At 39.9% G+C, this 26,179-nt stretch carries 13 protein-coding genes and 5 pseudogenes; 15 read left to right on the forward strand and 3 right to left on the reverse strand.

Features of this window, described 5'->3' with window-relative positions:
• Window positions 1–79 precede the first annotated feature (79 nt).
• Window positions 80–1,602: pseudogene (locus DXA05_RS21050) on the forward strand (TlpA disulfide reductase family protein).
• A gap of 76 nt (window positions 1,603–1,678) precedes the next feature.
• On the opposite strand, the gene DXA05_RS21055 reads toward DXA05_RS21050, so the two are convergent.
• The 3 genes from DXA05_RS21055 to DXA05_RS21065 all read right to left on the reverse strand — a co-directional run bounded on the left by DXA05_RS21055 (window position 1,679) and on the right by DXA05_RS21065 (window position 4,280).
• Window positions 1,679–2,314: an RloB family protein gene (locus DXA05_RS21055; RefSeq protein ID WP_055235022.1), complete on the reverse strand. Its 636-nt coding sequence runs from the start codon at window positions 2,312–2,314 to the stop codon at window positions 1,679–1,681.
• 3 nt (window positions 2,315–2,317) lie between these two features.
• Window positions 2,318–3,538 carry an ATP-binding protein gene (locus DXA05_RS21060; protein WP_015531081.1) on the reverse strand — a complete coding sequence of 407 codons (1,221 nt, stop codon included), beginning with the start codon at window positions 3,536–3,538 and terminating at the stop codon, window positions 2,318–2,320.
• Between the two features lie 223 nt (window positions 3,539–3,761).
• Window positions 3,762–4,280, reverse strand: coding sequence for a hypothetical protein (locus DXA05_RS21065; RefSeq protein ID WP_004314798.1), 519 nt, complete (start codon window positions 4,278–4,280; stop codon window positions 3,762–3,764).
• Window positions 4,281–4,900: 620 nt separating this feature from the next.
• Here DXA05_RS21065 and DXA05_RS21070 point away from each other — a divergent pair.
• The 14 genes and pseudogenes from DXA05_RS21070 to DXA05_RS21135 all read left to right on the forward strand — a co-directional run bounded on the left by DXA05_RS21070 (window position 4,901) and on the right by DXA05_RS21135 (window position 26,076).
• Window positions 4,901–5,488: a DUF3575 domain-containing protein gene (locus DXA05_RS21070; RefSeq protein WP_117684082.1), complete on the forward strand. Its 588-nt coding sequence runs from the start codon at window positions 4,901–4,903 to the stop codon at window positions 5,486–5,488.
• 7 nt (window positions 5,489–5,495) lie between these two features.
• Window positions 5,496–7,036: pseudogene (locus DXA05_RS21075) on the forward strand (DUF3868 domain-containing protein).
• Between the two features lie 57 nt (window positions 7,037–7,093).
• Window positions 7,094–8,680, forward strand: a pseudogene (locus tag DXA05_RS21080) (Mfa1 family fimbria major subunit); the annotation flags it as partial.
• A 3-nt stretch (window positions 8,681–8,683) separates the two neighbouring features.
• The gene (locus tag DXA05_RS21085) at window positions 8,684–9,655 is read left to right on the forward strand and encodes a FimB/Mfa2 family fimbrial subunit (RefSeq protein WP_128859610.1); all 972 of its coding nucleotides are present in this window, start codon (window positions 8,684–8,686) and stop codon (window positions 9,653–9,655) included.
• 21 nt (window positions 9,656–9,676) lie between these two features.
• A pseudogene (locus DXA05_RS21090) lies at window positions 9,677–12,150 on the forward strand (fimbrial protein).
• A gap of 38 nt (window positions 12,151–12,188) precedes the next feature.
• Window positions 12,189–14,479 (forward strand): annotated as a pseudogene (locus tag DXA05_RS21095) (DUF4906 domain-containing protein).
• Between the two features lie 59 nt (window positions 14,480–14,538).
• Window positions 14,539–15,303, forward strand: coding sequence for a DUF1566 domain-containing protein (locus DXA05_RS21100; RefSeq protein WP_256145613.1), 765 nt, complete (start codon window positions 14,539–14,541; stop codon window positions 15,301–15,303).
• A 54-nt stretch (window positions 15,304–15,357) separates the two neighbouring features.
• Window positions 15,358–15,741 carry a DUF4469 domain-containing protein gene (locus tag DXA05_RS21105; protein WP_004310750.1) on the forward strand — a complete coding sequence of 128 codons (384 nt, stop codon included), beginning with the start codon at window positions 15,358–15,360 and terminating at the stop codon, window positions 15,739–15,741.
• Window positions 15,742–15,793: 52 nt separating this feature from the next.
• Window positions 15,794–16,690 carry a helix-turn-helix domain-containing protein gene (locus DXA05_RS21110; protein ID WP_008640313.1) on the forward strand — a complete coding sequence of 299 codons (897 nt, stop codon included), beginning with the start codon at window positions 15,794–15,796 and terminating at the stop codon, window positions 16,688–16,690.
• Between the two features lie 195 nt (window positions 16,691–16,885).
• Window positions 16,886–18,097, forward strand: coding sequence for an ATP-binding protein (locus tag DXA05_RS21115; protein ID WP_008022265.1), 1,212 nt, complete (start codon window positions 16,886–16,888; stop codon window positions 18,095–18,097).
• A 2-nt stretch (window positions 18,098–18,099) separates the two neighbouring features.
• Window positions 18,100–18,717, forward strand: a complete 618-nt coding sequence (locus tag DXA05_RS21120; protein ID WP_008640311.1) for an RloB family protein — start codon at window positions 18,100–18,102, stop codon at window positions 18,715–18,717.
• Between the two features lie 124 nt (window positions 18,718–18,841).
• Window positions 18,842–22,141, forward strand: a complete 3,300-nt coding sequence (locus tag DXA05_RS21125; protein ID WP_128859611.1) for a glycosyl hydrolase — start codon at window positions 18,842–18,844, stop codon at window positions 22,139–22,141.
• Between the two features lie 116 nt (window positions 22,142–22,257).
• Window positions 22,258–23,691 (forward strand): sialate O-acetylesterase, encoded by a 1,434-nt coding sequence (locus tag DXA05_RS21130; RefSeq protein ID WP_117513917.1) that lies wholly within the window; start codon window positions 22,258–22,260, stop codon window positions 23,689–23,691.
• Window positions 23,692–23,724: 33 nt separating this feature from the next.
• Window positions 23,725–26,076 carry a DUF5703 domain-containing protein gene (locus DXA05_RS21135; protein ID WP_128859612.1) on the forward strand — a complete coding sequence of 784 codons (2,352 nt, stop codon included), beginning with the start codon at window positions 23,725–23,727 and terminating at the stop codon, window positions 26,074–26,076.
• The last annotated feature ends 103 nt before the right edge of the window (window positions 26,077–26,179 follow it).

Raw genomic sequence — 26,179 nt, forward strand, 5'->3', positions numbered from 1 at the left:
CCCTAAAATTAATTTCATATATTTAGGAGCAAGAACTCTTATTTGTTTAGATTTGCAAACTTTCTAATATTCAGGCACGATGAAACACTATTATTCCTTTCTGATAATAACCTCTTTGTTATTAGCCGGATGCGGGCAAAAAGACCGGGCAAAATCTCAATTCGAATCATCTGTACAGACAGAAGAAAGTTATCCGTTAGCAAAAGAATATATTAAAGAAGCTGTTATCACAGGAAAAGTGTTGAACCGGGACTTTTATCCTCAAGAAAGGGAATTAACTCTCATCATTCCATTTTTTTGGAAAATGGAAAATCAATATCGTACCCCCATACAAGAAGATGGCTCATTTTCATTCCGCTTTCCGGTTTATGCAAAATTAAGAGAAGTTTCCATTCGCAATTATGCAGAACATTTGTATATCCACCCGGGAGATAGCATACATGTGGAAATAGACTTCAAAGATCTTTTTCATCCCAAAGTAACAGGTGATGCAGAAAAACTGAATCAAGAAATACTGGCATTTACAGAAAGCGCCTACTATTACATACAGAATTATAGTATAAACCCGAATTTGAATATTAAGGATTTTGAGGCTGAATTAAAGAAGGAATATGACTTTCGTTTGGAGCGAAGAAACGAGTATCTGACGAAGTATAAGCCAATGGAAGATGTTACGTTATTTACTGAAGAGTTACTGAAACAGGATTATTATTACGCTTTGTTATCCTATGGTAACCAATGCCAGTTTAAAACGAGAAAAGAAATGGATCGGTATCATAAACTTCTGCCTGCAATCAATAAACTTTATAATAAAGGGATTCTTTCGGCACGTTTATATGATATTGCCGATGAAGTAGAACGCTATATAGCTTATGGGATAACATACAAAGATAAAAAAAATCCATCTGTAGAAGAGATTATGTCGGCAGTAGGAGAGAATGAACTGAACCAGTATATATATACTAAATGGCAGTTGGCTCTTTGAATGCAAATGATACACTTGCTTTAACAACGAGGCATACACAGTTTGATTCGATCGTAAAAATGCCGCATTTGCGTGCACAAGTGATGCAGATATATAATCAGACTAAATCTTACCTGGAAAATCCGCAACCAGTTTCCAATAATTTATTATATGGTGAGTTTCACGAAAACTCAAAGCTAAAAACATCTATGCCTTACATGGAACCCGTCTATAATATACTTGAGAAGCATCACGGAAAAGTGATCTATTTCGATTTTTGGGCTAGGTGGTGTCCACCATGCCTGGCAGAAATGGAACCTTTGAAACAATTGCGGAGTAAGTATTCCACCAAAGACCTGGTCATATATTCCATATGTGTAAGTGAACCCAAGGAAGAATGGGAAGAATGTCTGAATGAGTATTCATTGAAAAACCGGGGAATTGAATGTATTTATGCATCTGATTATTTTGGAAAAGAGAACTTACAGAAAATTCGCAAACAATGGAAAATAGATAGAATGCCCTATTATCTGTTGATTAATAGAAAAGGGCAAATTGTAGATTTCGGAACTACAGCACGTCCCAGCAATCCGCAATTTGTATCTCGAATTGAGGAAGCTGTAAAGGACAGCAAATAATGTTGTGAGAGAAATAAGATAAATAAGAAAAGGTTAAGCAACCCACACAAAAAATATCAAATGTTTCCGATTTATATTATAGGAACTTATTCAACTCTTTTACCAACAAATGAACAGTAGTAGAAGATTCTTGTTGTGCCGGATTATTCCCATTAAATTGTCTCATGATAGTTTTAGCGTGATTAATGGCTTGTTCTTGTTTAGAAAACAAAGTATTAAACATTTTAGAACTTACACCCGATTTCTTTGTATAAGCAAATCCGAGCAAAGCGCTCAACATTTTTTCATATCTGGAACGATGCAACGCCCCTTGGTATAGATTAAAATGCAGTAAAAACCAAAATTCAAAAGCTTGGTTACTATAAGCCACTTCAAAACCATTTTGTTGCGCCAATAGGATTGCAGAGTTAAAATCATTTTCAGGAAAATCATCTTTATCAAAGACCACCCAATTCTGATTATATGTTCGTCCCTTTAGCTTTTCCTGCTCTTTTATATGGATAGCCTTGTGTACTAATGCCAATGTTCCCATACCTTGACCAAGTGCCTTCACATTGGCAGAAGTCAAACGAAAAGCGTTGAAATAATCAGGTTCGGTATTAACTCCTTCGCAAATAATCAGAAATGTTTGTTTCACCTCACGTACACTACTGATACGGGTTATCTTTCTTTCGATACGCGGATTTATATTTTTCCTTTTTGTAGCCGTCATGGTTTAATTTTCTTGGGTATTAAACAAGCGGGTTAAATCTCCAACAATTGGAATTGCTCCATACTTTCCTGATAAATAATCTTTTTCAAACGAAGCATCATTACGTACTTTATACTCTGCCAATGAATAAAGTTCGGTTGCACCATAGCGGTCTTTTTGTGTAAACCAAACCTGATCCCGCCGGAATATATTAGCACTCAACAAATTTGTATCATGAGTAGTGAAAATTAATTGAGCATTTTGGGGATTTGTTTCTTTTGAATTAAACAAGGCAATAATTCTACATGTAAGAAGAGGATGCATTTTAGAGTCAAATTCATCTATTATAAGACGCTTTCCATTATCCAAAGCATCAATGATAGGGTATGCCAGAGAAAAATACTTTATTGTACCTTCCGATTCATTTTTCCTGAATGGGAAAGTAATAGTTTTGACTTCATGACCTTCCTCGTCATATTGCGTATGTGTACTCACAATAGCATTATCAATTTTTTCAATATTTTCAATACCTAAATCAGCATAACGGGAAAACTCTACAATTCTCTGTTTCATTTTGATATCATCCAGTTGGATAGTTGCTGTATTCCATATTTTTTCATCGTTAGAACCTGAAATAATAGTGGTATCATTCAACCATTTCATTATCTCTACTGCTGTCGGATCATTGAATTGTGCCGCAACAGAAAGCAATAATGCATTTGCCCTTACCATTCGTTTACCTGCAAGTTCTTTACCAACGACAAACTTAGTATGAATATCAAAATTATCTTTTTCCCGATAGAATAATTCAATTTCCTTAGCTCTCTTTTTATTGGCTTTTTGATAAAGCCATTCCGAATGTACCAATGAATTATCAGCTTCAAATCCATAACGATATTGGTTATCTTCATCACAGAATATTGCTTCAAAATAACTTGGTTCGTTCGCAGTAAGTGAGTTTAACCGGAAACTTTCTATATTAACACGTTCGCCTGCTTGAATATCCTTCGATGAATTTATCACATACCACTTAAAGAACTCCAGTGCCTTTATAAAATTAGATTTACCTGATGCATTAGCACCATAGACTACCGCGCTCTTCATTAATGATAATCCGGAAGTCCCTACATTAAAGATTATATCTTCAGCCGGAACCTGTATTTCTTTCAAAGCTGATGCTACTAATGACAATGTAGACTGTTCTTTGAAAGATAGAAAATTTCCTATTGTGAATTGAATAATCATATCTTAATTGCTTTATTCGAGATTTTATCACAAATATACTGTTTATTTTATGATATAAGGATATGTATTAGGCAAATTATATTATTTTATGTCTAATAACATACATTCCCGCTTTTAAAGAAAAAAATATCCCATCCTATATCAGCACGATAGTAAGAGGTGCAATTAGCATAGTATATCACGTTTCCTTATAGAATATTAAATCAAAATCAATATACTTTCATTATAGCTTTATAGCTTTTTCTTCTTTCACCAACTTCCTCCATCTTTGAAATGCCCTCATCAGAGTTTCTTCCTGTACCAGTCCTACCATTTCGTAGTGCTCTACGAATTGTTCTATTGACTTTTTAAACATCACTCCTTTATTAAACTTATTATCCAATAGAAAGGAATATAATTCCGCTTTCATCTCCGTTTCTATTTCCTTTTCTATAATCAATGCACTATCGTTTCCGATATAATTATAGACTTCCGGATTCTTCCCATTACGCGGTTTGGGCAGTACAAAGCAAATATTTCCAATTTCTTTCCATGAAGTATTTTGCGGATGAGGGACAGATAGTTGATGAAGGAAGTGATAAACTGGAGTAATGTGGGAGAGATGGATAGGGATAAGTCGTTTGGAAGAAGAAGGAGAGGAAGAATGAGACTGGTTCTCTGGATCGGGTTCTAAACTTTGTCGATATCGGACATACATATATCCAGCCAAATATGGCTTGATATTAATTGTAACTGTAACCATGGGATTTTTTTTTAAGTTTGTAATAAAAAAGTATGTATATACAGTCCTTTGGACTGTGAATTCCGTTTGGTTTATTGAGAATATTCCCATGGTTATCGGGACGGAATTCTTCTTTTTATAATAAATTGATATACAGTGTATTATAGATACTGTTTTTTGGTTTAAAACCAAGGAGCCGTTCCTTTTAAAGGAACGACCTGTTTCTCACCGAGGAACGCCTTGTTCCTTTTAAAGAAACGGATGGTCCCTTAAAATCCGGGAACAAAACTAGCTGTAATATTCTGATCTTTCAAAACGCATAGTTGAAGTACTACAAGTAATATGTAAATATAAATAATCATTCTTATACATCGTTTGTTTTGCGCGTGTATAAACGTTCAGTATGTCACAAAAGATAATTGAATAAGTTGGATAATAATTTAACAATGTTTATCCGATAAGTCCTTTTTATAGTTATCTAACCCTCATTTAAGTGATTTATAGAACTATTTTGAACGAAACTTCGGAATCCATGTGCAATTTCAGAACGTTTTACTTTAATATATATTTATTTTGTAATTTCGCACCCGATAATCATTTATTAACGCAAGCAAAAGCAAAATATTCAATATACGCATCTGATGAAAATACAATATATAGCAATTCTACTTTTGATATGTTGGGGAAGCATTTTAAAATGTTCGGCCCAAAAGGTAGCAGTAAAAACAAACCTGTTCTACGGTGCATATTCAGGTACTCCTAACTTGGGAGTAGAGTGGGGACTTTCTCCACGCACTACAATAGAACTTGGCGCTGGACTTAACTGGTTTACACCCAATAAAGCATCTTCAAATAAAAAACTGGTGCACTGGCTCGGTACAATGGAATATCGTTATTGGACATGTGAAAGATTTAGCGGACATTTTGGGGGAATACACATAATAGGAACACAATATAACATAGCCGGTCATCATTTGCCACTTTTATTCGGGGATAATTCCAGCCATTACCGATATGAAGGATGGGGAGCAGGAGGAGGCATCTCGTATGGTTATCACTTCCTTCTTAGTAATCGTTGGAGCCTTGAAGCAAATATAGGTGCAGGATATGTGCGGCTACATTATGACAAGTTCCGGTGTAAGACTTGTGGTGAAAAGGTCGGAACAGAAAACCGCAATTATTTTGGACCAACTAAAGCTGCAATCTCACTTATATTTCTTATAAAATAATACAACCATGACAAAATTAAGATCATTCCTATACCTGTTAATCATATTCCTGACCATTTCTTCTTTATCATACGGAGAAGAAAATCCCAAGAAATGGTATACAGGAATTATACAGCCAACAGCTCTTGAACTACAGCAAGCGGGAGATTCATTACATATTCAAATACTTTACAACTTTGATAATATACAAGTCAGCTCCAATCATTCTATAGAACTGATACCAGTATTGATTGCTGCAAACCATCAGATGGAATTGCCGGAAATATCCATTAAAGGTCGTAAGAACTATCAGAATCTGAAACGTAAACTTGCTTTGATGAATACGCAGGAACATGCTTTTTACCAGTCAGAAGCTCCATACTCCATATTAAAAGGGTATGGAATGACTGGAAAAGAACAGATTCGGTACTCGTTGACAATTCCATTCGAGCCATGGATGAAGGATGCATATTTGAATGTAAGGAAAGAAGTGATGGGCTGTTGCAGGCCAGGCAGGTTACTATCAGCTATTCCTCTTTTTAGTGCTGTTACTTTGGAGAAACTTCCCGTCCCTTATCAAATCACTCCACATATTAGTTACGTACAGCCAAAAGTTGAACCAGTCAAAAGTCGTGAGATGTCATGTGAAGCATTTCTGGACTTTGTCGTATCAAAAACCGACATTAAACCGGACTATATGAATAATCCGATTGAACTAAAAAAGATATCCTCCATGCTTGCCGAAGTGAAAAATGATACAGCCATTACCATTCGTGGAATATCAGTCATTGGTTATGCTTCACCGGAGGGTTCTGTCCTTTTTAACAAACAGCTTTCCGAAGGACGTGCAAAGGCACTTGTTAATTACCTTCTCCCTCGTTTCCCTTTCTCTAAAGAATTATACAAGGTGGAATATGGTGGCGAAAACTGGGAAGGACTACGTAAAATGGTTGCAAGGTCTGACATGGCAGAAAAGGATGGAATTCTTCATATTATAGATCACATACCAGTTGAAATAAACTACCGAACGAATACCAGTCGCAAGAAATCGTTGATGTTATATAAACATGGCAATCCTTATCGGTTTATGTTGCGTGAGTATTACCCACATCTGCGTAAAGCATCTGTAAAATAGAGTACGATGTTCAGAATTTTAATATAGAACAAGCAAAAGTGCTGATTCATAGTCGGCCACAAAATTTGAGTCTGAATGAAATTTATTTGGTTGCTCTAACTTACAAAAATGGTTCACCGGAGTTTATCGAATTATTTGAAACAGCCGTTAGCGTCTTTCCTGATGATAAGATTGCCAATCTGAATGCCGCTTCGGCTGCACTTTCACGTAAAGACACTCTTTTGGCAGAAAAATACTTAAAGAGAGCAGAGACTTCCACACCGGAATACGAAAATGCCGTGGGAGTATTACATCTGCTAAGAGGTGACTATGAACAAGCAAAGTTACATCTAAATAAGGCTGCTGAATCTGGATTGAAACAAGCAAATCTCAATCTGGAGGAATTAGCCAAAAAAGAAGAGAATATCGAATTGATGAGTAAACTAGATTATTGATTTTTTATATATTATAATTATCTTTTTATTTACAACATTTAAACATTTAACAATGATGAAACAAGAAGTTTTCTATTATCTACATTGGCAGTTTTTATATTTGCCGGCTGTAGTAGTGAAGATGCCCGGGAAGGGAATATTCCGGGTGGTGAACTGGATGGCAAAGCGTATCTGTCGCTTTCGCTGCAAAGTCACACAGCTACTTCAAGAGCAGTAGATACCAAACCGGGAAGTTCTGGGGAAAGTAAAGCAGGGACCGTCAAAGTTTTATTATTTGACGAGGATGATGTGTGCCTTGATGTGGTTGGTTTTGATGGTTTGACCGTGGGGAATAGCGGAGGAGCAGATGCAGGCGGGGCAGGGACCCCGGAAGCTGCGGTTAGTGAGGCAAAATTAGTACCAGAGAAAACAAAAAAAGTATTTGTGGTTATCAATCCTTACGCCGACGGGAACAAGGGATGGAATTTAACTGCAGATGCTGTAAAAGGCAAACCTTGGTCTGTAATTAACACTGCTATTGAGGCAGTTATTGCCAACATCGCTACCGATGAGAATTTTATGATGGCGAGCGCAGGTAAAGGCACTGGCATAGAAGGGGCATTAACGAAAGTAACGGTACATAAGCCGACTGCATATACCAGTGAGGCCATCGACCAAGCAAAAACAGACGCACAGAACAGCCCTACAGAAATCTCTGTAGACCGATTGAGTGCAAAAGTAGAGCTTGCAGTTAAGGACATTTTTACTACCAAACCTGATGGTGCTACATTTACTTTCGGCGGTTGGGAATTAAGCGTTACCAATAAGAGTGTGAAACTGTATAGTGAACTTATCACTTACGATAATGCCACGACTGGAGCGGTTTATCGTCGGGATAAGAACTATTTAAAGAGCGAACAACCTGATATTAGTGATAATAGTACTATGGAAACTAATATGGATGCAGCTTTCAATTATCTAAAAAATATAGACAGTGATACTGACCCTATACCTGAAATTAAACGAGATAAAGGAACGAGCTGCTACTGTCTTGAAAACACCATGGACGCTAATGCACAGCAATTAGGATTCACTACCAAGGTGGTAGTAAAGGCTACGTACACTCCTAATGGTTTGACCCCAAATAGTAGTTATTTCTCTTGGAAAGGAAACTATTATACATTAGACCAGCTTAAAGAAGAATACACAAAAACTGGTAGTGGCGGACTAAAAACAGACTTGCCTATATTCTTAAAGAAAGCAAAGCTCGTGGCTGGAGATGCCGATCAAAGCACTATAGACAATTTTATTACAAACCTTCAAGCGAGCGGACTTACTGCGAAAACTGGTATCATCGGACGTTTTTGTGCCGTGCGTTACTATCATGAATCTGTTTGCTATTACGATGTCCTGATCCGTCACGACCAGAGTGTAATCGAAAAGATGGCTTTAGGCCGATACGGAGTAGTGCGCAACAACTGGTATCACCTGGACCTTCAGAGCGTGAGCGGCCCCGGAACACCGTGGATTCCCGATCCGTCTGATCCTGATCCCGACAATCCTACGCCTCCGGATACTGATGATGACGAAGCAGATGCTTACCTTTCTGTAAAAATCACTATCAATCCATGGACTTACTGGACACAAGGTGTTGATTTGCATTGATAAATGGGAATTAAAAGACACATAAAGAAATACAAAATAATCCTTGCCGCTTTTATAGTGGCAGGGATTACCGGTTGCGATGTCTTTCATGACGACCTCGATCAATGTGACCTCTTTCTAAAATTCCGATATGACTATAATATGGCAAATAAAGACTGGTTCGCCGAACAGGTAGAAGAAGTAAAGGTTTTCGTGTTCGATACACAAGGAAAATATATACAGGCATTTACCGAAAATGGTCATTCGTTAAAAAGCCCGGACTATCGTATGCTGATACCCTATCGCTTGAAAGGCTGTACAGTCGTTGTATGGGCTGGAAAAACGGATAAATTCTATCTACTTCCGGCAATGACCGCAGGTGATCCGATAAATAAATTAACACTGAAATATGAGCCGGAAAACAACATAAGTAACAACCATCTTGATGCATTATGGCATAGCGGTCCTCTATTAATGTTTTCTTCGGAAAATATCAGCAATACGGAAAACGTCAGCTTGGTGCGCAATACTAATGATATAACGATAGGCATTACGCGAGGAAATAATCCGGTGGATGCTTCAAAATATGATATACAACTAATAACTGCAAACAATTTTTATGACTATAAAAATAATGTAGGTGAGAGTAGCAAAAATATAATTTACCATCCTTGTTCAGTTGAAGAGGAAGACAGTAAGACCGCCCTACAAACTCGCCTTCATACTCTTAGATTTATTAAGGATGCTGATATGACTTTTTCTATCACCGAAAAAGCGTCAGGAAAAACAATAGACATCGGAGGAAAAACAACCATAAACCTTATTGACTACCTGTTGATGAGTAAACCGGAAATGATGGGCGAACAAGAATACCTCGACCGCAGATACGAATGGGATATCAACATTCGCATCGGAGATAAGGAAGAGAATGGCTACATTGCATTGAGTATAACCATCAATAATTGGACCTACTGGTTCCAACCAACAGATATGTAAGTTGTTTTTTTAAACGGAATTATGGCACGATTAAGGATGAATATAACTATCAACATAAAACTTTCGGCAAATGTCCTGCTTTTGACAATGTTTACCCTGTTTGCTTACTCTTGTACAAAAGAGAACGAAGTAACAGGCGCACGTATTTACGAAGGAGAAAAGATACCGATGAGTATTAAAATGGGGACGCGCAATACTATCACCGACGAAGATGAAGTCATAAAATCTGTACGTGCAATTGTGTTTAATGACAAGAACGAACTGGTATACAACGACGTTTCTGATGCTTCCATAATCGATGGCATATACACCGCTTCTATAAGGCAGCACGGGGATATAACAACATTTACATCATCTGCAATGAAACACCGGAGCTTACCGAAAAGCTCGCTGCCATTACATTGGAAAATGAAATAGAAAAAGTGACATTCTCTGCCATAGGTATCGTTGCTCCTCCGCCCATGTATGGAAATGTGGCACGTGCTATGTGGAATCCCGCAGCGACGGAAAAAACGCCACAGTAACAATTAATGATATTAAAATGACGGAACTGCCGGTTAAGGTAAACCGTATGGTATCCCGCATCAGCTTTACGGCAATTAAAAATATCGCTAATGAGGATGAGGATTTTAAAGTAACCAAACTGAATGTTAAAGTATGTCGTATGCCGGTCGCCACTCCTATAGGAGAAGGGCAGGCATATACGGAAGATATTTGGTCGGATGACCTTACTATCCCAGGGACAGGCGAACTCGATAATAATGGTACATATACAATAAATGGAGATAACTACACCATACAAGACGGGGTGGATTTTATAACAACTCCCGCTACTTATATTCCCGAACATATATTGTCCGACCCTCAAAATGCATCACACGCAACTTATCTTAAAATCGACGCGCAATGCGTGCTTAAAAACGGAAGTACGCAGGTATTGAACTGTATCTATCTGCTGAATATCGGTCAGAATCCCCCTAAGAACCATAATCTGACACGAAACAACCATTATCAGATATACGCCACCATTACCGGTATGGGTGCAATGGGGCTATATGCGGAAATAGTGGCAATGGAGGAACATGATATTACCATCAACTGGAAACCTATCGATGGGCTGGTCATTGTAAGTGATAAGGCGGCAGACTATGACGCGGTTGCCGATACATCCAGAAATGTGAATATCTGGAATGATTTTAGTGTTTATTCGGGTATACTGAAAGCATACCATTCGGAGACAGGATATAAGGATGTCTTGTTCAAATACGGCAGCCTGATAGCCGTGCACAGTGCCCCGGTTACTGAAGATGGCTCAAATTTCAATCCACCTGCCGCTGCCGAAACATTGAACGATGTACTCTGGTATCCCAGTTCATACGATCCCTTAACTATTACAGGATGGAGTAATGTCCCTTACCTGGCTGGCGGTGAAATCTCCGCAGGCAACACCCCTGAACAAGTCAAACAGGGCTTGGGAGATCCATGCAAACTCGCCGGTCTTTCCGAAACCCAAATCAGGGATATGGGAATCGTAGACAACGGGCAGTGGCATATGGCTACACCTGAAGAATATAATCATATTATAGCGGCATCAAATAATGAAGTAAGTTCGTACGGATACCTTTCGTACCATTGGCTGTTATTCCCTCACAACCGATACAGGGATGAATCCGGTGCGTCACGTGGAGACGGTACTACCGGATGTTACTGGAGCAACAACGCCTCTATCTTTGATTTTTCAGGTACTCCGACGGTGACTGCAAACCTTCGAGCCGATAAGGACAGACGAAACGGATATATGGTTCGTTGCGTCCGCAACGAAATACCGGAAAGCTATATGCGGGTAGGCATTATCATCAGCTGATTATCAGGGAACGGAAAGTGGTAAAACAGCTTATTTTGGTATTGATTCGAATATTCCTTACTGGACGGCTACACTTGTCACTTCAGGAACGGATATGGGAACGGCAAATACCGATGATTTCTCATTTGCCTCCGGGGATGATGTCGTACATACTACACACAGTAGCAATACGGAAAATATCCCTGTATACGTCAAACGTAAAGAAAGTACCTCATCCCGTTCGTTTAAGGTAAAGGTGGAAGGTATCGGATTGGACGGACAGACAAAAAGTACACTACTCACAATAGCGCAAACCGGATATCAGTTACGTGCCAGTTCCGAATTAAGCACTATGGGCGTTTTACCTCAAAAGGGAGGCACTTATGATCTAAATATCAAGCTTACTCCTACAGATGTCCCCATACCTGCGGGAAATTTGTATGTACAAGTTGTTTACAGTGGCGAACAAATAAGTATCAGTGATAAAGTAGAGACTGCATCGAATACATATAGCTACCCTATTTCAATAACAATCCCGGCAAACAATAATCCGAGTCTCATCGGCATTACGGTTAATATCAATTTAGAGAGAAATGCCGGAGTAGCTTTTGCCCTTAGTAGTCTGTCTATCGATCAGAATGGTACCAAATAAGAACAAGGATGAAAAATATGATGATAAGAAGATATGATATGAGAATAAAAAACAATGATAAGAAGTTATTCCGGGCAGTTTGCATTGTTTTGTTTTCACTGGCATTTACAGGGTGTACAAAAGACGACCTGAATGAGTTCGGTCCGGGAAATATTACGGGAAAAGTGGTTATGGTCAGTCTAAATGTCAGTCTTCCGCCTAGCGAAGAACCAACATCGGCAGATGAATATGCTACTGTAAAGCCATTCTTTAAAAATGAAAACAACTCTGATTCATCCTTCACAGTCGTATTGGAGCGAGAACAACGTGCGGCAACTACCAGAGTTTCCGATGGCACGACAAAATTACACAATCTCTGGCTTTTCCAGTTTAATGAGGATGGTTCTATTAATGGTAATCCCCATAAGTTGAGTGATACGGCGACCGCTATAAATGATATGTTGACAATAGATGTCCCCCTTGTAGTAGCGGAGAATCAAACCTTATACCTATTGGTCTTAGGCCCCAAACTTGATTATGATATGGGTGGAGTGAGAACTCTTGATGGACTCAAAAATTGGAGTTTTGAATATCTAACTAATGTAGAAGGGCATACCCAATCACTTATCACCGCAGATGATGAGGTTCCGTTTGCCGGAGAAGTGTCGGGTATCACTGTTATGGATATCGACGGAGGTGACCATGGTTTGGTAGAATATAACAAACCTGTCGGCTTTGTGGGAGGCATTGAAATAAGGAAGTTGATGGCACGTATTACATTCCGCTATAAACTCGAGGTGGAAAATTACAAATTGCAGGGTCTGAAATTGCTGAATGTCAACAGCAAAGTGCGGCTCACCAATCCCGAAAAGAATACCGATAAGGATACTTATGTCACGTTTGAGATAGATGAATTTGATGAACCCGATCCCAATGGTTTCTATTCCGCAACGTGGTATGTTGCGCAGAATTGTCAGGGGACAGTAGCAAGCATAGCAAGTGAAAGCCAACGCTACTACAAAGTGGTCAATGGAGTTTCATCGGGCAGTGCCCCCATATTGGGTATGCAGATAGAGGCATGGGCATATTCTACCTCAACATCGGCAACGGGTGAGTATGCAATTTACCAAATGTATATCGGAAATAATAATACAAATAACTTCGATGTGAAACCCAACCATTTTTATAATTTGCGTACCACCATTAATGCGGACATAAACTCGGCAAAAAACGATGAACGAATCAGGCATACACTGTCAGCCAGTATGTGGAGTTTCACGCCAGTAAGAACGTGAGTGTCAGCGGAGGCAAATTCGATAATAAATACAATACTTCTAGTGAGAAATATGATCTGGATGCAGCTTATGAGGTCCGGCCGATAGTTGTCCAAACTCAAGGACGGATGGTGGAAGTGGGTGTATATACAGATGAAAGCTGTACCCAACATCCCACACCGAGTTGGCTCCGCCTGTCTTCTTCTTCCAATTACACAGATGCGTATAACAATGCTAAAGAACCTTTGGGTACATATATCAAGGCTAGCACTATACTCCCTACCCAATTGAAGTTTTATCTATATAATGATGAATATATTGATGACGGAGAAGGGAACTTTCTTGATCCCGGTGCAGATGCTACGGAGGGAAAACGATCCTTGTATATTAAAATAACTACCACAACCAATGGCGATGCGGGGGAAGCACTTCAAACTTCACATATATTTCGTTTAGACCAGCGGGCGGCAATTTACCTTGGACGTTTAGGAGGAGAGAGAAACGGGGATGGAAATTACACTATGGGGTTAGTATACACTAGAATGTCTTTGCGATCTACATCCTGGTTATTGGCAGATGTGAAGCCGGGAACTACCAGAACTGGCTATGCACGCATCAAAACGGCAGAATTATCCTATGGAACAGACAATATGGATAATGGTAAAACGGCGACCCGGCATTTAGCGGAAAATACTTACAATCAAAATTGGATTGACAAGTATGTCCCGATTCCACAGAAAGATGCATCCGGACATGTGTTATTATATCAATATCAATACCCTGCCAGTACTTTTAGCGCAAGGGCGTGTTATGACAGAAACAGAGATGAGAACGGGGACGGGATAATTGATGAGAAAGAGTTCAAATGGTATCTTCCCGCGTCAAACCAGTTGTTAGGAATTTGCGTGGCTGCTTTACCGGGACTTGGAGGTGGGACCTCAACGACGGAGTTTATATCACCACCCTATTGTTATTTCATAGCAGCTTCCAGCGGTAATTTTTGGAGTCCAGACAGAGACTCCGGTTTAGATAGATGTGTCAGGGATGTGACTTCCCCTTTTGATGCTCCATATTGACCATAAGAATTTAACAGTATAAATTGAAAAGAAGAATGAATATATTTAGATTAACAGTCATGAAATTTTGTATCTTGTTTTTTATTCCACTAAGAGTACATTCTCAATCGACAGAAATATATACAGATTTAAGAGGGAATAAATATGCGGCAATCAATTATAAAGGAATGGTGAAATACAAGGTGGAGGACCGGAGCAAAAATACAAACTTCCGCAGTTATATTCAGTTATATAAATACGATTCAGATTATAAGCCCCAAGAGGAAAAAGATGAAAGCGGTAATAATGTCTTTGTATACCGAACGACACGGCATACAGAGAGGCAAAAAGAAGGAGGAGGTGACTGGAAGGTGTCAGGTTATTTTCTCGTTTCGCCTGATATTGTAAATAAAGAAGGAGCAGCAAAAGCACAAACGATGGATTGGGCTACGGCAAACGGATATCTTACTAGTGCCAACACCAACGTTTATTCGACTCCCAGTTTTGCAGTTACCAAGGGATGTGCCGCATATCGCGGGAAAGATGGTCTGGATGAACCTGGAACCTGGCGGGTACCTACGCGTGGGGAATGTGCATTGATTTTGCTTTTTTATAAAAAAATGGAAGAGACTCAAAAAATAACCGATTTTCAACCATTCGCTCTTTCAGCAAAAGACCCTACTTATTACTGGTCTGCAACCGAGGTAGGAGGATATTCTAGAGGTGTATGGTCAATGCGATTCTATCCTGATGATTATATAACAGGATATTGGCTAAATACAGGTTATTACGATAAAACGCAGAATTCCTATTATCTCCGCTGTATCCGGGATATTCCCCAATAATGAGTTACGAACAAAATTTATCATTAGTTATATACCAACTTATTATCATACAAAATGAAAACGATAAAAGCCGAAATATTAATGATTGAAGGAGCGCCGTTTCCTGTCATCAAAGAAATATATGATCCTTCAAATGAAAGGCGTAATGGGAACATTACACCGGAAGCTCCCATTGTTATCACCGGTCACAATCTGGATATGTTGACATGGGAAAGTACCAATCTATATCTTGTCTCTTCCGTCAATGACAGAATGTTGATAGAATGTGGCGATATCCATAAATATTCGGACGATAAGATTTATATGACAGTTCCTGATATTAATGAAGGTGAATATTTCCTGGCACTGATGATTTTAATGAAAGATAAAGAAAGTTTTTTATACATCTTTCCCATATCTTTGGTGGTACAGTTTGCTCAATCGAAATGGCACGACTGACATCCGTATGATAAAAATAACGGCAAACAACATAATTGATAAATAGCAGTCCATGGAAAAGAACCAACCATATAAGCAGGATAAAGTATTCGATAATATATTGGAAACAGAAGAGTTTAACGTCTATACTAAAATAGACGATTTACCTCTTGATGAAAATCCTATGTATCTTGAAGAAGGGATAAATGGGATATGCACGGGAGGAAGTGCGTTATTCAATGTTTTTGGTAATAAACGACGGATTGTTTCCAATGATCTGGTAGTCATTTTCCCTTTTCAGCTGGCTTCTGTCACGGAGATTAGCAGTGACTTTTCAATGACGTTTCTAAAAGTACCCAAAAGCCTGTTTATGGATACAATAAGCGGGATATGTATACCTACGCTTGATTTCTTTTTCTATATGCGGAAAAATTTCAGTACTCCGCTATACGATGAAGAGTGCCAACGTTTCATTCACTTTTGCAATATTTTGATTTTTCGTATCAACTTACCCCGCAACTTATTCAGACGGGAGTCTATCATGCAGTTATTACGTGTTTTCTACTGGGATATATATGTGGCTTATAAAAGAAATCCGAAAGCTGCCGAATTAGTAAAATACACCCGTAAGGAAAAACTTTTATTCGACTTTTTTTGTTTGGTGATCGAATTTCATACCGTAAGTCGGGATGTTGCGTTTTATGCGAAAAAGATGTGTGTGTCCGCCAAGCATCTTACAATGGTAATTACAGATATGAGCGGTCGTTCGGCAAAAGACTGGATTATAGATTACTCCCTTCTTGAAATAAAGGCTCTTTTACGGGATTCTGACCTTGAAATAAAAGAAGTGGCCTCACGCACGAACTTCCAGTCGAACTCTGTTATGACAAGATTCTTTCGTGAACATACCGGTATGACTCCGTCTGAATACAGGGAGAGAATTTACGTTAAAAATGAAATTGAGTTATAATTAGTTGAGTTATATATGAAATACCGCCTGTGAAGGTCGTCTATTGTTTGTTTTGTTTGTGTGGTGCACCTTCTTCCAAGAGTAGGAAAGGAGGTGCACCTTTTTTTATAGCTAAAAAAGAATAGATTAAAATGTGGAATAAATAGCTTAAAATGCTATATTTGCAAAATAGTCGCATTTTTAATATATTGGAGTATGATTTTAGAGTTTAAATTTAGAAATTTCAGATCAGCTAAGGATTGGCAGATATTAAGTTTTGAAGCCTCTGCAGATAAGATTTCAGAAGAATATTACTGTACCACTATCAACGATACGAAAGTATTAAAACTCGGTATCCTCTATGGAGCTAATGCTTCAGGAAAGACTAACGTATTGCTAGCACTTGATTTCATACGAAAAATAGCCATTTCGCCTAAGATAAACAAGATGCAGCCTATCGGGTTTACTCCGTTTCTCTTGGATGATACGACAAAGAAAGAATGTGGAGTATTTGAATTGACTTTTTTTGTAAACAATATGAAGCATCTCTATTATCTTGAAGTAGATAATAGTGCTGTCCTAAAAGAAACACTTAAATATTATCCTGGTAAGCAACCAGCCGAAATTTTCTCCCGAGAGACCATTAATGGAATCACTCATATCCGATTAGGAAGCAAAGTCAAACTCAATGTGGCCGAGCAGGAAAAGTTGCAGGTAAATACGCTTAGTAATATGAGTGTTGTTTCAGCTTATGCTACAGCTAACTTTATGTTTCCTGAATTAGAACGTGTCTATAACTATTTCTTGAAGCAGTGGTTGCCTATACTCTTGCCCCAAACGGATTTGAAAACATGGACAACAGGAGAAATGGAAGCAGAGAAGGAGAATAAATCCTTTTTATTAGATTTACTGCACCGTGCAGATTTTAATATATCCGGTTTTGATGTTCAACAAAATGAGAAAAATAAAAAAGATACGGATTTGATATTTGAACATACGATTGTAGCCAATGGAACATCTTCTGTTCATTACCTGCCTGATATACTTGAATCAGCAGGAACAATGCGCTATTATGGTTTGGGAACTATTCTGAATATATTGCTTGAAAGAAATGCTATCATACCTGTTGATGAACTTGAGAATTCGCTGCATCCGGATTTATTTGCCCATTTCATCAACTTATTTTTGGTTAATTCGACTTATTCGCAGCTGATTTTCAGTACGCATAATCTCCAATCATTAGACACCGAGGATTTACGTAAAGATGTAGTCTGGTTTACAGAAAAAAAGGATGATGGTTCAACAGACCTGTTTTCACTTGATGACTTCAATATCCGCAATGGCGTTTCGTTTCTCAATGCATATAATGCAGGGAAATTTGGCGCCAAACCAACGCTGGGCGGTATTTTTATTTCTAAAAAACGATAAGTATGGCACGCGAAAAAAGAATAAAAGAAATTCGGAAATCTTATGCGATTATCGGTGAAGGAATCACAGAGTTTTTCTATTTTGATGGATTTCGTAATGTTGAAAAGGACTTATTGAAGAAGTTCAATGTTACCCTAAAACCTGATAAACCCAAACATCCTGACTACAGTGATATCATAACGAAAGCTCAATCGCTATTAGCGAAAGAATTTGATGTCGTTTTTTGCTTGATTGATATGGATTATATCAATGCTGATAATGTACGTAAACAAGCCTATGATAAAGAGAAGTCATCATGCATCAAGGCATACAAAAATGAGATTTATTTCATAGAAAGTAATCCTGCCTTTGAATTTTGGCTATTATTACACTTTGTCTTTACCGACCGGCAGTTTCGTAACTGTGACGAAGTAATTACAGAGTTGAAAAAGAATGGTCGTCTTGAAAAGTACGAAAAAAACATTGAGTATTTTTCAAAGAACAACTTATATCTCCAACTCAAAGAAAAGCTAGAATCTGCCATAAATCATGCACGTAGCATCTCCATTGATATAAACAATCCGCACACTTCATATTCAAGGGTATTTGAAGTGTTTGAAGAACTATTACAGAAGAGATAGATAAACTATCGTTTTAATTCTATCTGACAAATTAAATAGCTTAATTTAATTTGAGTCAGGAAAATACAGTGAGTACAAAACAGAATGTTTTTCGTCTTATCTATAAGTAAAAATATAGACTGGAATGAAAAGCCGACTGAAACAACGAATATTTGCACTTTCTCTATTAGCATGGACAGCCGTATGCCCTGCCGATGCACAGCAAACACGCTCGCTTCGCGATCAATTCTTAAGTCCTTCCGATGAAGCAAAACCCTGGACTTTTTGGTATTGGATGTATGGTGCCGTGTCTAAAGAAGAGATTACAGCCGATTTGGAGGCAATGAAACGTGCCGGATTAGGAGGTACTTATCTGATGCCGATTAAAGGTATTCATGAAGGCGCCCAATACGATGGCAAGGCGCAGCAGCTAACTCCCGAATGGTGGGAGATGGTGCGTTTCAGCATGGAAGAAGCAGATCGTTTGGGGCTGAAATTGGGGATGCACATTTGTGATGGTTTCGCATTGGCGGGAGGCCCCTGGATTACTCCCGAAGAATCTATGCAAAAAGTGGTTTGGAGCGATACGATTGTAAACGGCGGAAAGCTGATGGCTATTCGCTTGCCACAACCGGAAGCCTATAAAAATTATTATGAAGATATTGCATTATTCGCTTTACCGGTAGAAGACGCAGCGGACGAGATGCAGGCAAAAATTACCTGTGTCAACCTAGCTACGACAGGAAATGTAAAAGCCGCTCAAACAGTGAATATGGATGCGGCAGGAGTGATCCGTTCTTCATATCCCTGCTATATCCAGTATGAATACGGGCAACCTTTCACTTGCCGGAACATCGAAATCGTTTTAAATGGTAATAATTATCAGGCACACCGCTTGAAAGTAATGGCTAGTGACGACGGAGTGAATTATCGTTTGGTTAAGCAGTTGGTCCCTGCCCGTCAGGGATGGCAGAATACGGATGAGAATTCAACTCATAGTATTCCTCCGACTACTGCCCGTTTCTTCCGTTTCTACTGGACTCCTGAAGGGAGCGAACCGGGAAGTGAAGATATGGATGCTGCCAAGTGGAAGCCCAATCTGAAAATAAAAGAATTACGCCTGCACCGGGAAGCCCGTCTGAACCAATGGGAAGGAAAAGTCGGACTGGTATGGCGTGTTGCTCAAGCGACTAAAGAAGAGGAAGTCGGGAAACAGGATTGCTATTCACTTTCACAAGTCATCAATCTAACAAAGCAATATACCGGTCATTCGAATGGAAAAACATTGACCGCCACTCTCCCCAAAGGAAAATGGAAATTACTTCGCATGGGACATACAGCTACCGGGCATACCAATGCGACAGCGGGAGGTGGAAAAGGATTGGAATGTGATAAGTTTAACCCGAAAACGGTACGGAAGCAATTCGATAACTGGTTTGCGCAGGCATTTGTAAAGACCAATCCCGAAATAGCTCGTCGCGTACTGAAATATATGCATGTCGACAGTTGGGAATGTGGCAGCCAAAACTGGAATAAACGTTTCGCTATTGAATTTCAGAAACGTCGTGGCTACGATTTGATGCCTTATCTACCTCTATTGGCAGGTATTCCGATGGAAAGTGTCGAACAAAGTGAAAAGATTCTGCGAGACGTACGTACTACCATATCAGAACTCGTCGTAGATGTGTTCTATCAGGTATTGGCGGACTGTGCGAAAGAATATGATTGCCAGTTCTCGGCAGAATGTGTAGCTCCGACGATGGTAAGCGATGGTCTACTACATTATCAAAAAGTAGATCTTCCAATGGGCGAATTTTGGTTGAACAGTCCCACACATGACAAACCGAATGATATGCTCGACGCTATTAGCGGAGCGCATATCTACGGAAAGAATATTATTCAGGCTGAAGGATTCACCGAAGTGCGTGGCACGTGGGATGAATACCCCGGAATGTTGAAAGCCTTGTTGGATCGTAATTACGCATTAGGAATCAATCGCCTTTTCTACCATGTATATGTACATAATCCCTGGCTGGACCGCAAGCCCGGCATGACATTGGATGGCATCGGACTTTTCTTCCAACGGGATCAGACCTGGTGGAAGAAAGGGGCAAAAGCCTTTTCCGAATATGCTACCCGTTGCCAGTCGTTGTTGCAATATGGGCATCCGGTAACAGACATCGCAGTCTTTACAGGTGAAGAAGTGCCGAGGCGTTCGATATTACCGGAACGATTGGTTCCTTCTCTGCCGGGAATCTTCGGTGCAGAACGAGTGGAAAGTGAACGCATCCGTCTGGCCAATGAGGGACAGCCTTTACGTGTACGCCCGGTAGGTGTTACCCATTCAGCTAACATGGCTGATCCGGAGAAATGGGTGAATCCGCTTCGTGGATATGCATACGATAGTTTTAATAAAGATGCAATCCTTCGTTTGGCGAAAGCAGAAAACGGACGAATAACGTTGCCGGGTGGAGCAAGTTATAAAGTGTTAGTACTGCCTCTTTCGCGTCCAATGAATCCCGAACCTGTATTGTCATCGGAAGTGCAGAAGAAAATCAATGAACTAAAAGAAGCTGGCATTTTGGTGCCTTCTTTACCATATACAGAAGAAGATTTTTCCGTGTATGGCTTGGAACGTGACATGATCGTGCCGGAAGATATTGCCTGGACGCATCGTCGTGGCGAACTTGGCGAACTCTATTTCGTAGCCAACCAAAAGGACGAAACACGCACGTTTACTGCAAGTATGCGTATTAACGGTAAGAAACCGGAATGTTGGAATCCGGTGACGGGTGAGATGAATATTCATCCTTCCTATCATATCAACGGAAACCGGACGGAAGTTACTCTCACATTGGCTCCTAACGAGTCCGTATTCATCGTATATCCTGCGGAGGGAGTAGATGAAGGCTATGGAGAGTCCTCTCTCCAACTGCAAAAGGAGAAGAAAGACACCGCCAAAGCCCCTTTAAACATAGCTTTGGAGGCAAAGGAATATACTATAACTTTTGCAGCTAACAAAAAAACGCTCACACGAAAAGAACTTTTCGACTGGAGCCAAGAATCGGACGAACAGATACGTTATTATTCGGGGACAGCGACCTATAAAACCACTTTTCGCTGGAAAAATAAACCGAATAAAGACCAACAGATTTATCTGAATCTGGGAACAGTTTATAATTTGGCAACTGTTCGTGTGAATGGCGTAGATTGTGGCACAATCTGGACAGCTCCTTATCGTGCAGATATTACAGGTGCCTTGAAAAAAGGAATTAATGAGCTTGAAATAGAGGTTACAAATACATGGGCGAATGCACTGACAGGAGCTGATGAAGGAAAAGCGCCGTTTGATGGCATTTGGACTAATGCAAAATATCGCAGGGCAGAAAAAACGTTACTTCCGGCAGGATTACTCGGACCTTTGAGTTTTTCTACCACAGAATAAAATAGATTTTTAAGACACGGATTACGCGGATTACACGGTTTATGAGAATCGTATTACATAAAGTAACAGCGCAATCCATATAATCCGTGCCCAATTCATTATTATATAGCTAAAGTATGAAAAGTTCAATTATTAAAACAGGTACAATGTTGGCAGGTTTTCTGCTTGCTGCCTGCCTGTCAACACACGCAGAAGTAAAGCTACCGGCTATTTTTTCTGATGGCATGGTGATGCAGCAACAGACCAATGCAAACCTTTGGGGGACGGCGACTCCTCATAAAAAAGTAACAGTGACCACTAGTTGGAATGGAAAACAATATGCAGCAACAGCAGATAAAAATGGGGCATGGAAACTGACAGTAGCTACTCCCGAAGCTGGAGGTCCTTATACTGTGACCTTTGATGATGGAACCAAAAAGACACTGAATAATATTCTGATAGGCGAACTTTGGCTTTGTTCCGGACAAAGTAATATGGAAATGCCGATGAAAGGCTTCAAAAACCAACCGGTAGAAAATGCCAATATGGACATTCTTCACAGCAAGAATCCGCAAATCCGTCTGTTTACGGTGAAACGTACTTCTACATTCACTCCGCAGAATGACGTTATCGGTTCCTGGAAAGAAGCCAATCCGGTTAGTGTCCGTGATTTCAGTGCAACAGCCTATTATTTCGGGAGACTGGTAAATGAAATATTAGATGTTCCGGTCGGATTAGTTGTAGCAGCCTGGGGTGGTTCCGCCTGTGAAGCATGGATGACGGCAGACTGGCTGAAAGCCTTTCCGGAAGCGAAGATACCTCAAACGGAAACCGACATAAAATCCAAGAACCGTACTCCGACCGTGCTTTATAATGGTATGTTGCATCCATTAATCGGTATGACCATGAAAGGAGTGATTTGGTATCAGGGTGAAGATAACTGGAATCGTGCCCATACGTATGCTGATATGTTTACCCGATTGATTAACGGTTGGCGTGCCGAATGGAAACAGGGAGATTTCCCTTTCTATTATTGCCAGATAGCTCCGTATGATTACGGGATTATTACCGAAAAAGGAAAGGAAGTGATAAATTCTGCATATCTCCGGGAGGCACAGGCAAAAGTTGAACATCGTGTAGCTAACAGCGGTATGGCTGTATTACTGGATGCAGGAATGGAAAAAGGTATTCATCCCGCAAAGAAACAGGTTGCAGGTGAACGTCTGGCACTTCTGGCTTTAACTAAAACGTATGGAGTGGAAGGCGTGAATGGCGAAAGTCCTTATTATAAAAGCATTGAAATAAAGAACGACACCGTAGTTGTCAGCTTCGAACGTGCCAATATGTGGATCAGCGGCAAGAACTGTTTCGAATCAAAAAACTTTCAGGTAGCCGGCGAAGATAAAGTTTTTTACCCGGCCAAAGCATGGATAGAACGTAGTAAGATGCTGGTGAAAAGCGATAAAGTGCCGCACCCGGTAGCTGTTCGATATTGTTTTGAAAACTATGTGGAAGGAGATGTATATTGCGACGGATTGCCTTTAGGGTCTTTTCGTTCGGATGATTGGTAATCGCAAATAGACAAGGTAAAATATGAAAAATATATGAAGAGATTTTATCTGATTATAACCATACTGTTTGTTGGCGTGTCGGCTCTTTGGAGTCAGCATGCCAATGTCATTTGGAATACTCCCAGTCGTAATTCTTCTGAATCTATGCCTTGCGGTGGTGGAGATATTGGGATGAATATATGGGTAGAAGACGGTGATGTTATGTTCTATGTGAGCCGTAGCGGTACATTCGACGAAAACAACTGCCAGTTAAAGCAAGGGCGTGTACGTCTCCGCCTATCACCCAATCCTTTCAAAGACGCTAAAGATTTTCGTCAGGAGTTGAAGCTGAAAGACGGATATGTAGAAATCACGGCAGGAAACACACAGATACAATTTTGGGTAGATGTTTTTCATCCAGTTATACATGTAGAGGTAACAAATGCACAACCGTTGCAGACTGAAGTCTTTTATGAAAATTGGCGCTATCAGGAACGACCTGTCAGAAAAGGAGAGGGGCAACAGTGTTCCTACAAATGGGCTCCCCCGAAAGGTACTGTGACGGAGGCCGACTTTATTTCTTTAGACAAAATTACTGATTCAACAGGAAAGGCTGAAACAAATAGGACTTCAATAAAGAGGAACCAACTTCTGTTTTATCATCGCAATCCCGAACAGACCGTTTTTGATGTAGTTGTGGCTCAACAAGGGATGAACGAAGTAAAATCTCAAATGATGAATCCTTTGAAAAACTTAACTTTCGGAGGAACTCTTTTCGGTGATAACTTAGAATTTGTCGGTACCACAGATGATGTATATGCCGGAACAGACTATCGTGCCTGGAAATTCCGTTCTTCCAAAGCAGTCAGGAAAGAACATTTCTGCATTGTGTTACATACAGACCAGACAGAAACAATAGAAGAGTGGGAGCAGGGAATACAAACAGCTTTGCATAGAATAGCCCCCAAAGGTAAAGTTTCATCGAAGACTATCATACAGGATAAAAAACAGACACGTTCGTGGTGGAATTCCTTTTGGCAACGCAGTTTTATCGAAGCAGATGGTGAAGCAAAAGAAATAACTAGAAACTACACCCTTTTCCGCTATATGTTGGGATGTAATGCATACGGCAGCGTACCGACTAAATTCAATGGCGGACTCTTCACCTTTGATCCTTGCCATGTCGATGAAAAACAATCTTTTACCCCCGACTACCGGAAATGGGGAGGTGGTACGATGACTGCACAGAATCAACGTTTAGTATACTGGCCGATGCTGAAAAGCGGAGACTTTGATATGATGCCTTCCCAGTTTGATTTTTATAACCGCATGTTGAAAAATGCAGAACTGCGAAGCCGTATATATTGGCAACATGATGGAGCTTGCTTTAGCGAGCAGATCGAAAATTTCGGTTTGCCGAACCCCGCAGAATATGGTTTCAAACGACCGGACTGGTTCGACAAAGGATTGGAATATAATGCCTGGCTGGAATATGAATGGGATACGGTTCTTGAATTCTGCCAAATGATATTGGAAACAAAGAACTATGCAAATGCTGATATTACCCCTTATTTACCTCTGATCGAAAGTTCGCTGACATTCTTCGACGAACATTACCAGCAACTAGCTTCCCGCCGAGGACGGAAAGCGTTGGATGGCAACGGACATCTGATTCTTTTCCCGGGTTCTGCTTGTGAAACATATAAAATGACCAATAACGCAAGCAGCACCATCGCCGCCCTGAAAGTGGTATTAGAAACATACGGAGAGAAAGAGGAGATGCTAAAAGCAATACCTCCGATTCCATTGCGATACATAGAAATAAAAGATACGTTGAATCCGACTATTGCTCCGGTCTTGAAGCAAACAATTTCGCCCGCCGTAAGTTGGGAACGAATTAATAATGTTGAAACGCCACAACTTTATCCAGTGTTTCCATGGCGTATTTATGGAGTAGGAAAGGAGGATCTGGATATAGCCCGTAATACCTACTTTTATGACCCGGATGCCATCAAGTTCCGTTCGCATACCGGATGGAAACAAGATAATATATGGGCTGCCTGTTTAGGCCTGACCGAAGAAGCAAAGAAACTATCTTTAGCCAAATTATCGAATGGACCGCATCGTTTCCCCGCATTTTGGGGACCGGGATATGATTGGACACCCGATCACAACTGGGGAGGTAGCGGCATGATAGGACTTCAGGAAATGCTATTGCAAACCAATGGAGAACAAATACTCCTTTTCCCGGCATGGCCGAAAGAATGGAACGTACATTTCAAACTTCATGCTCCGGGCGAAACAACAGTAGAAGCCACTCTGAAAGACGGAAAAGTGACGGACTTGAAAGTTTTACCGGAAAGTAGAAAAAAGGATATTGTTATAATGATTGAAAAGGAAAAATGATAATTTTGCGGAGTGCCCTGAAAGGGCTTAATTATATAGCGTAGGGCAACGCCCTACGTAAAAACGACAATCTGAATTTGCGCCCTGAAAGGGCATAATTGTA

The organism is Bacteroides sp. AM54-2NS, from assembly GCF_003602935.1.
GTDB classification, from domain to species: Bacteria; Bacteroidota; Bacteroidia; order Bacteroidales; family Bacteroidaceae; genus Bacteroides; species Bacteroides xylanisolvens.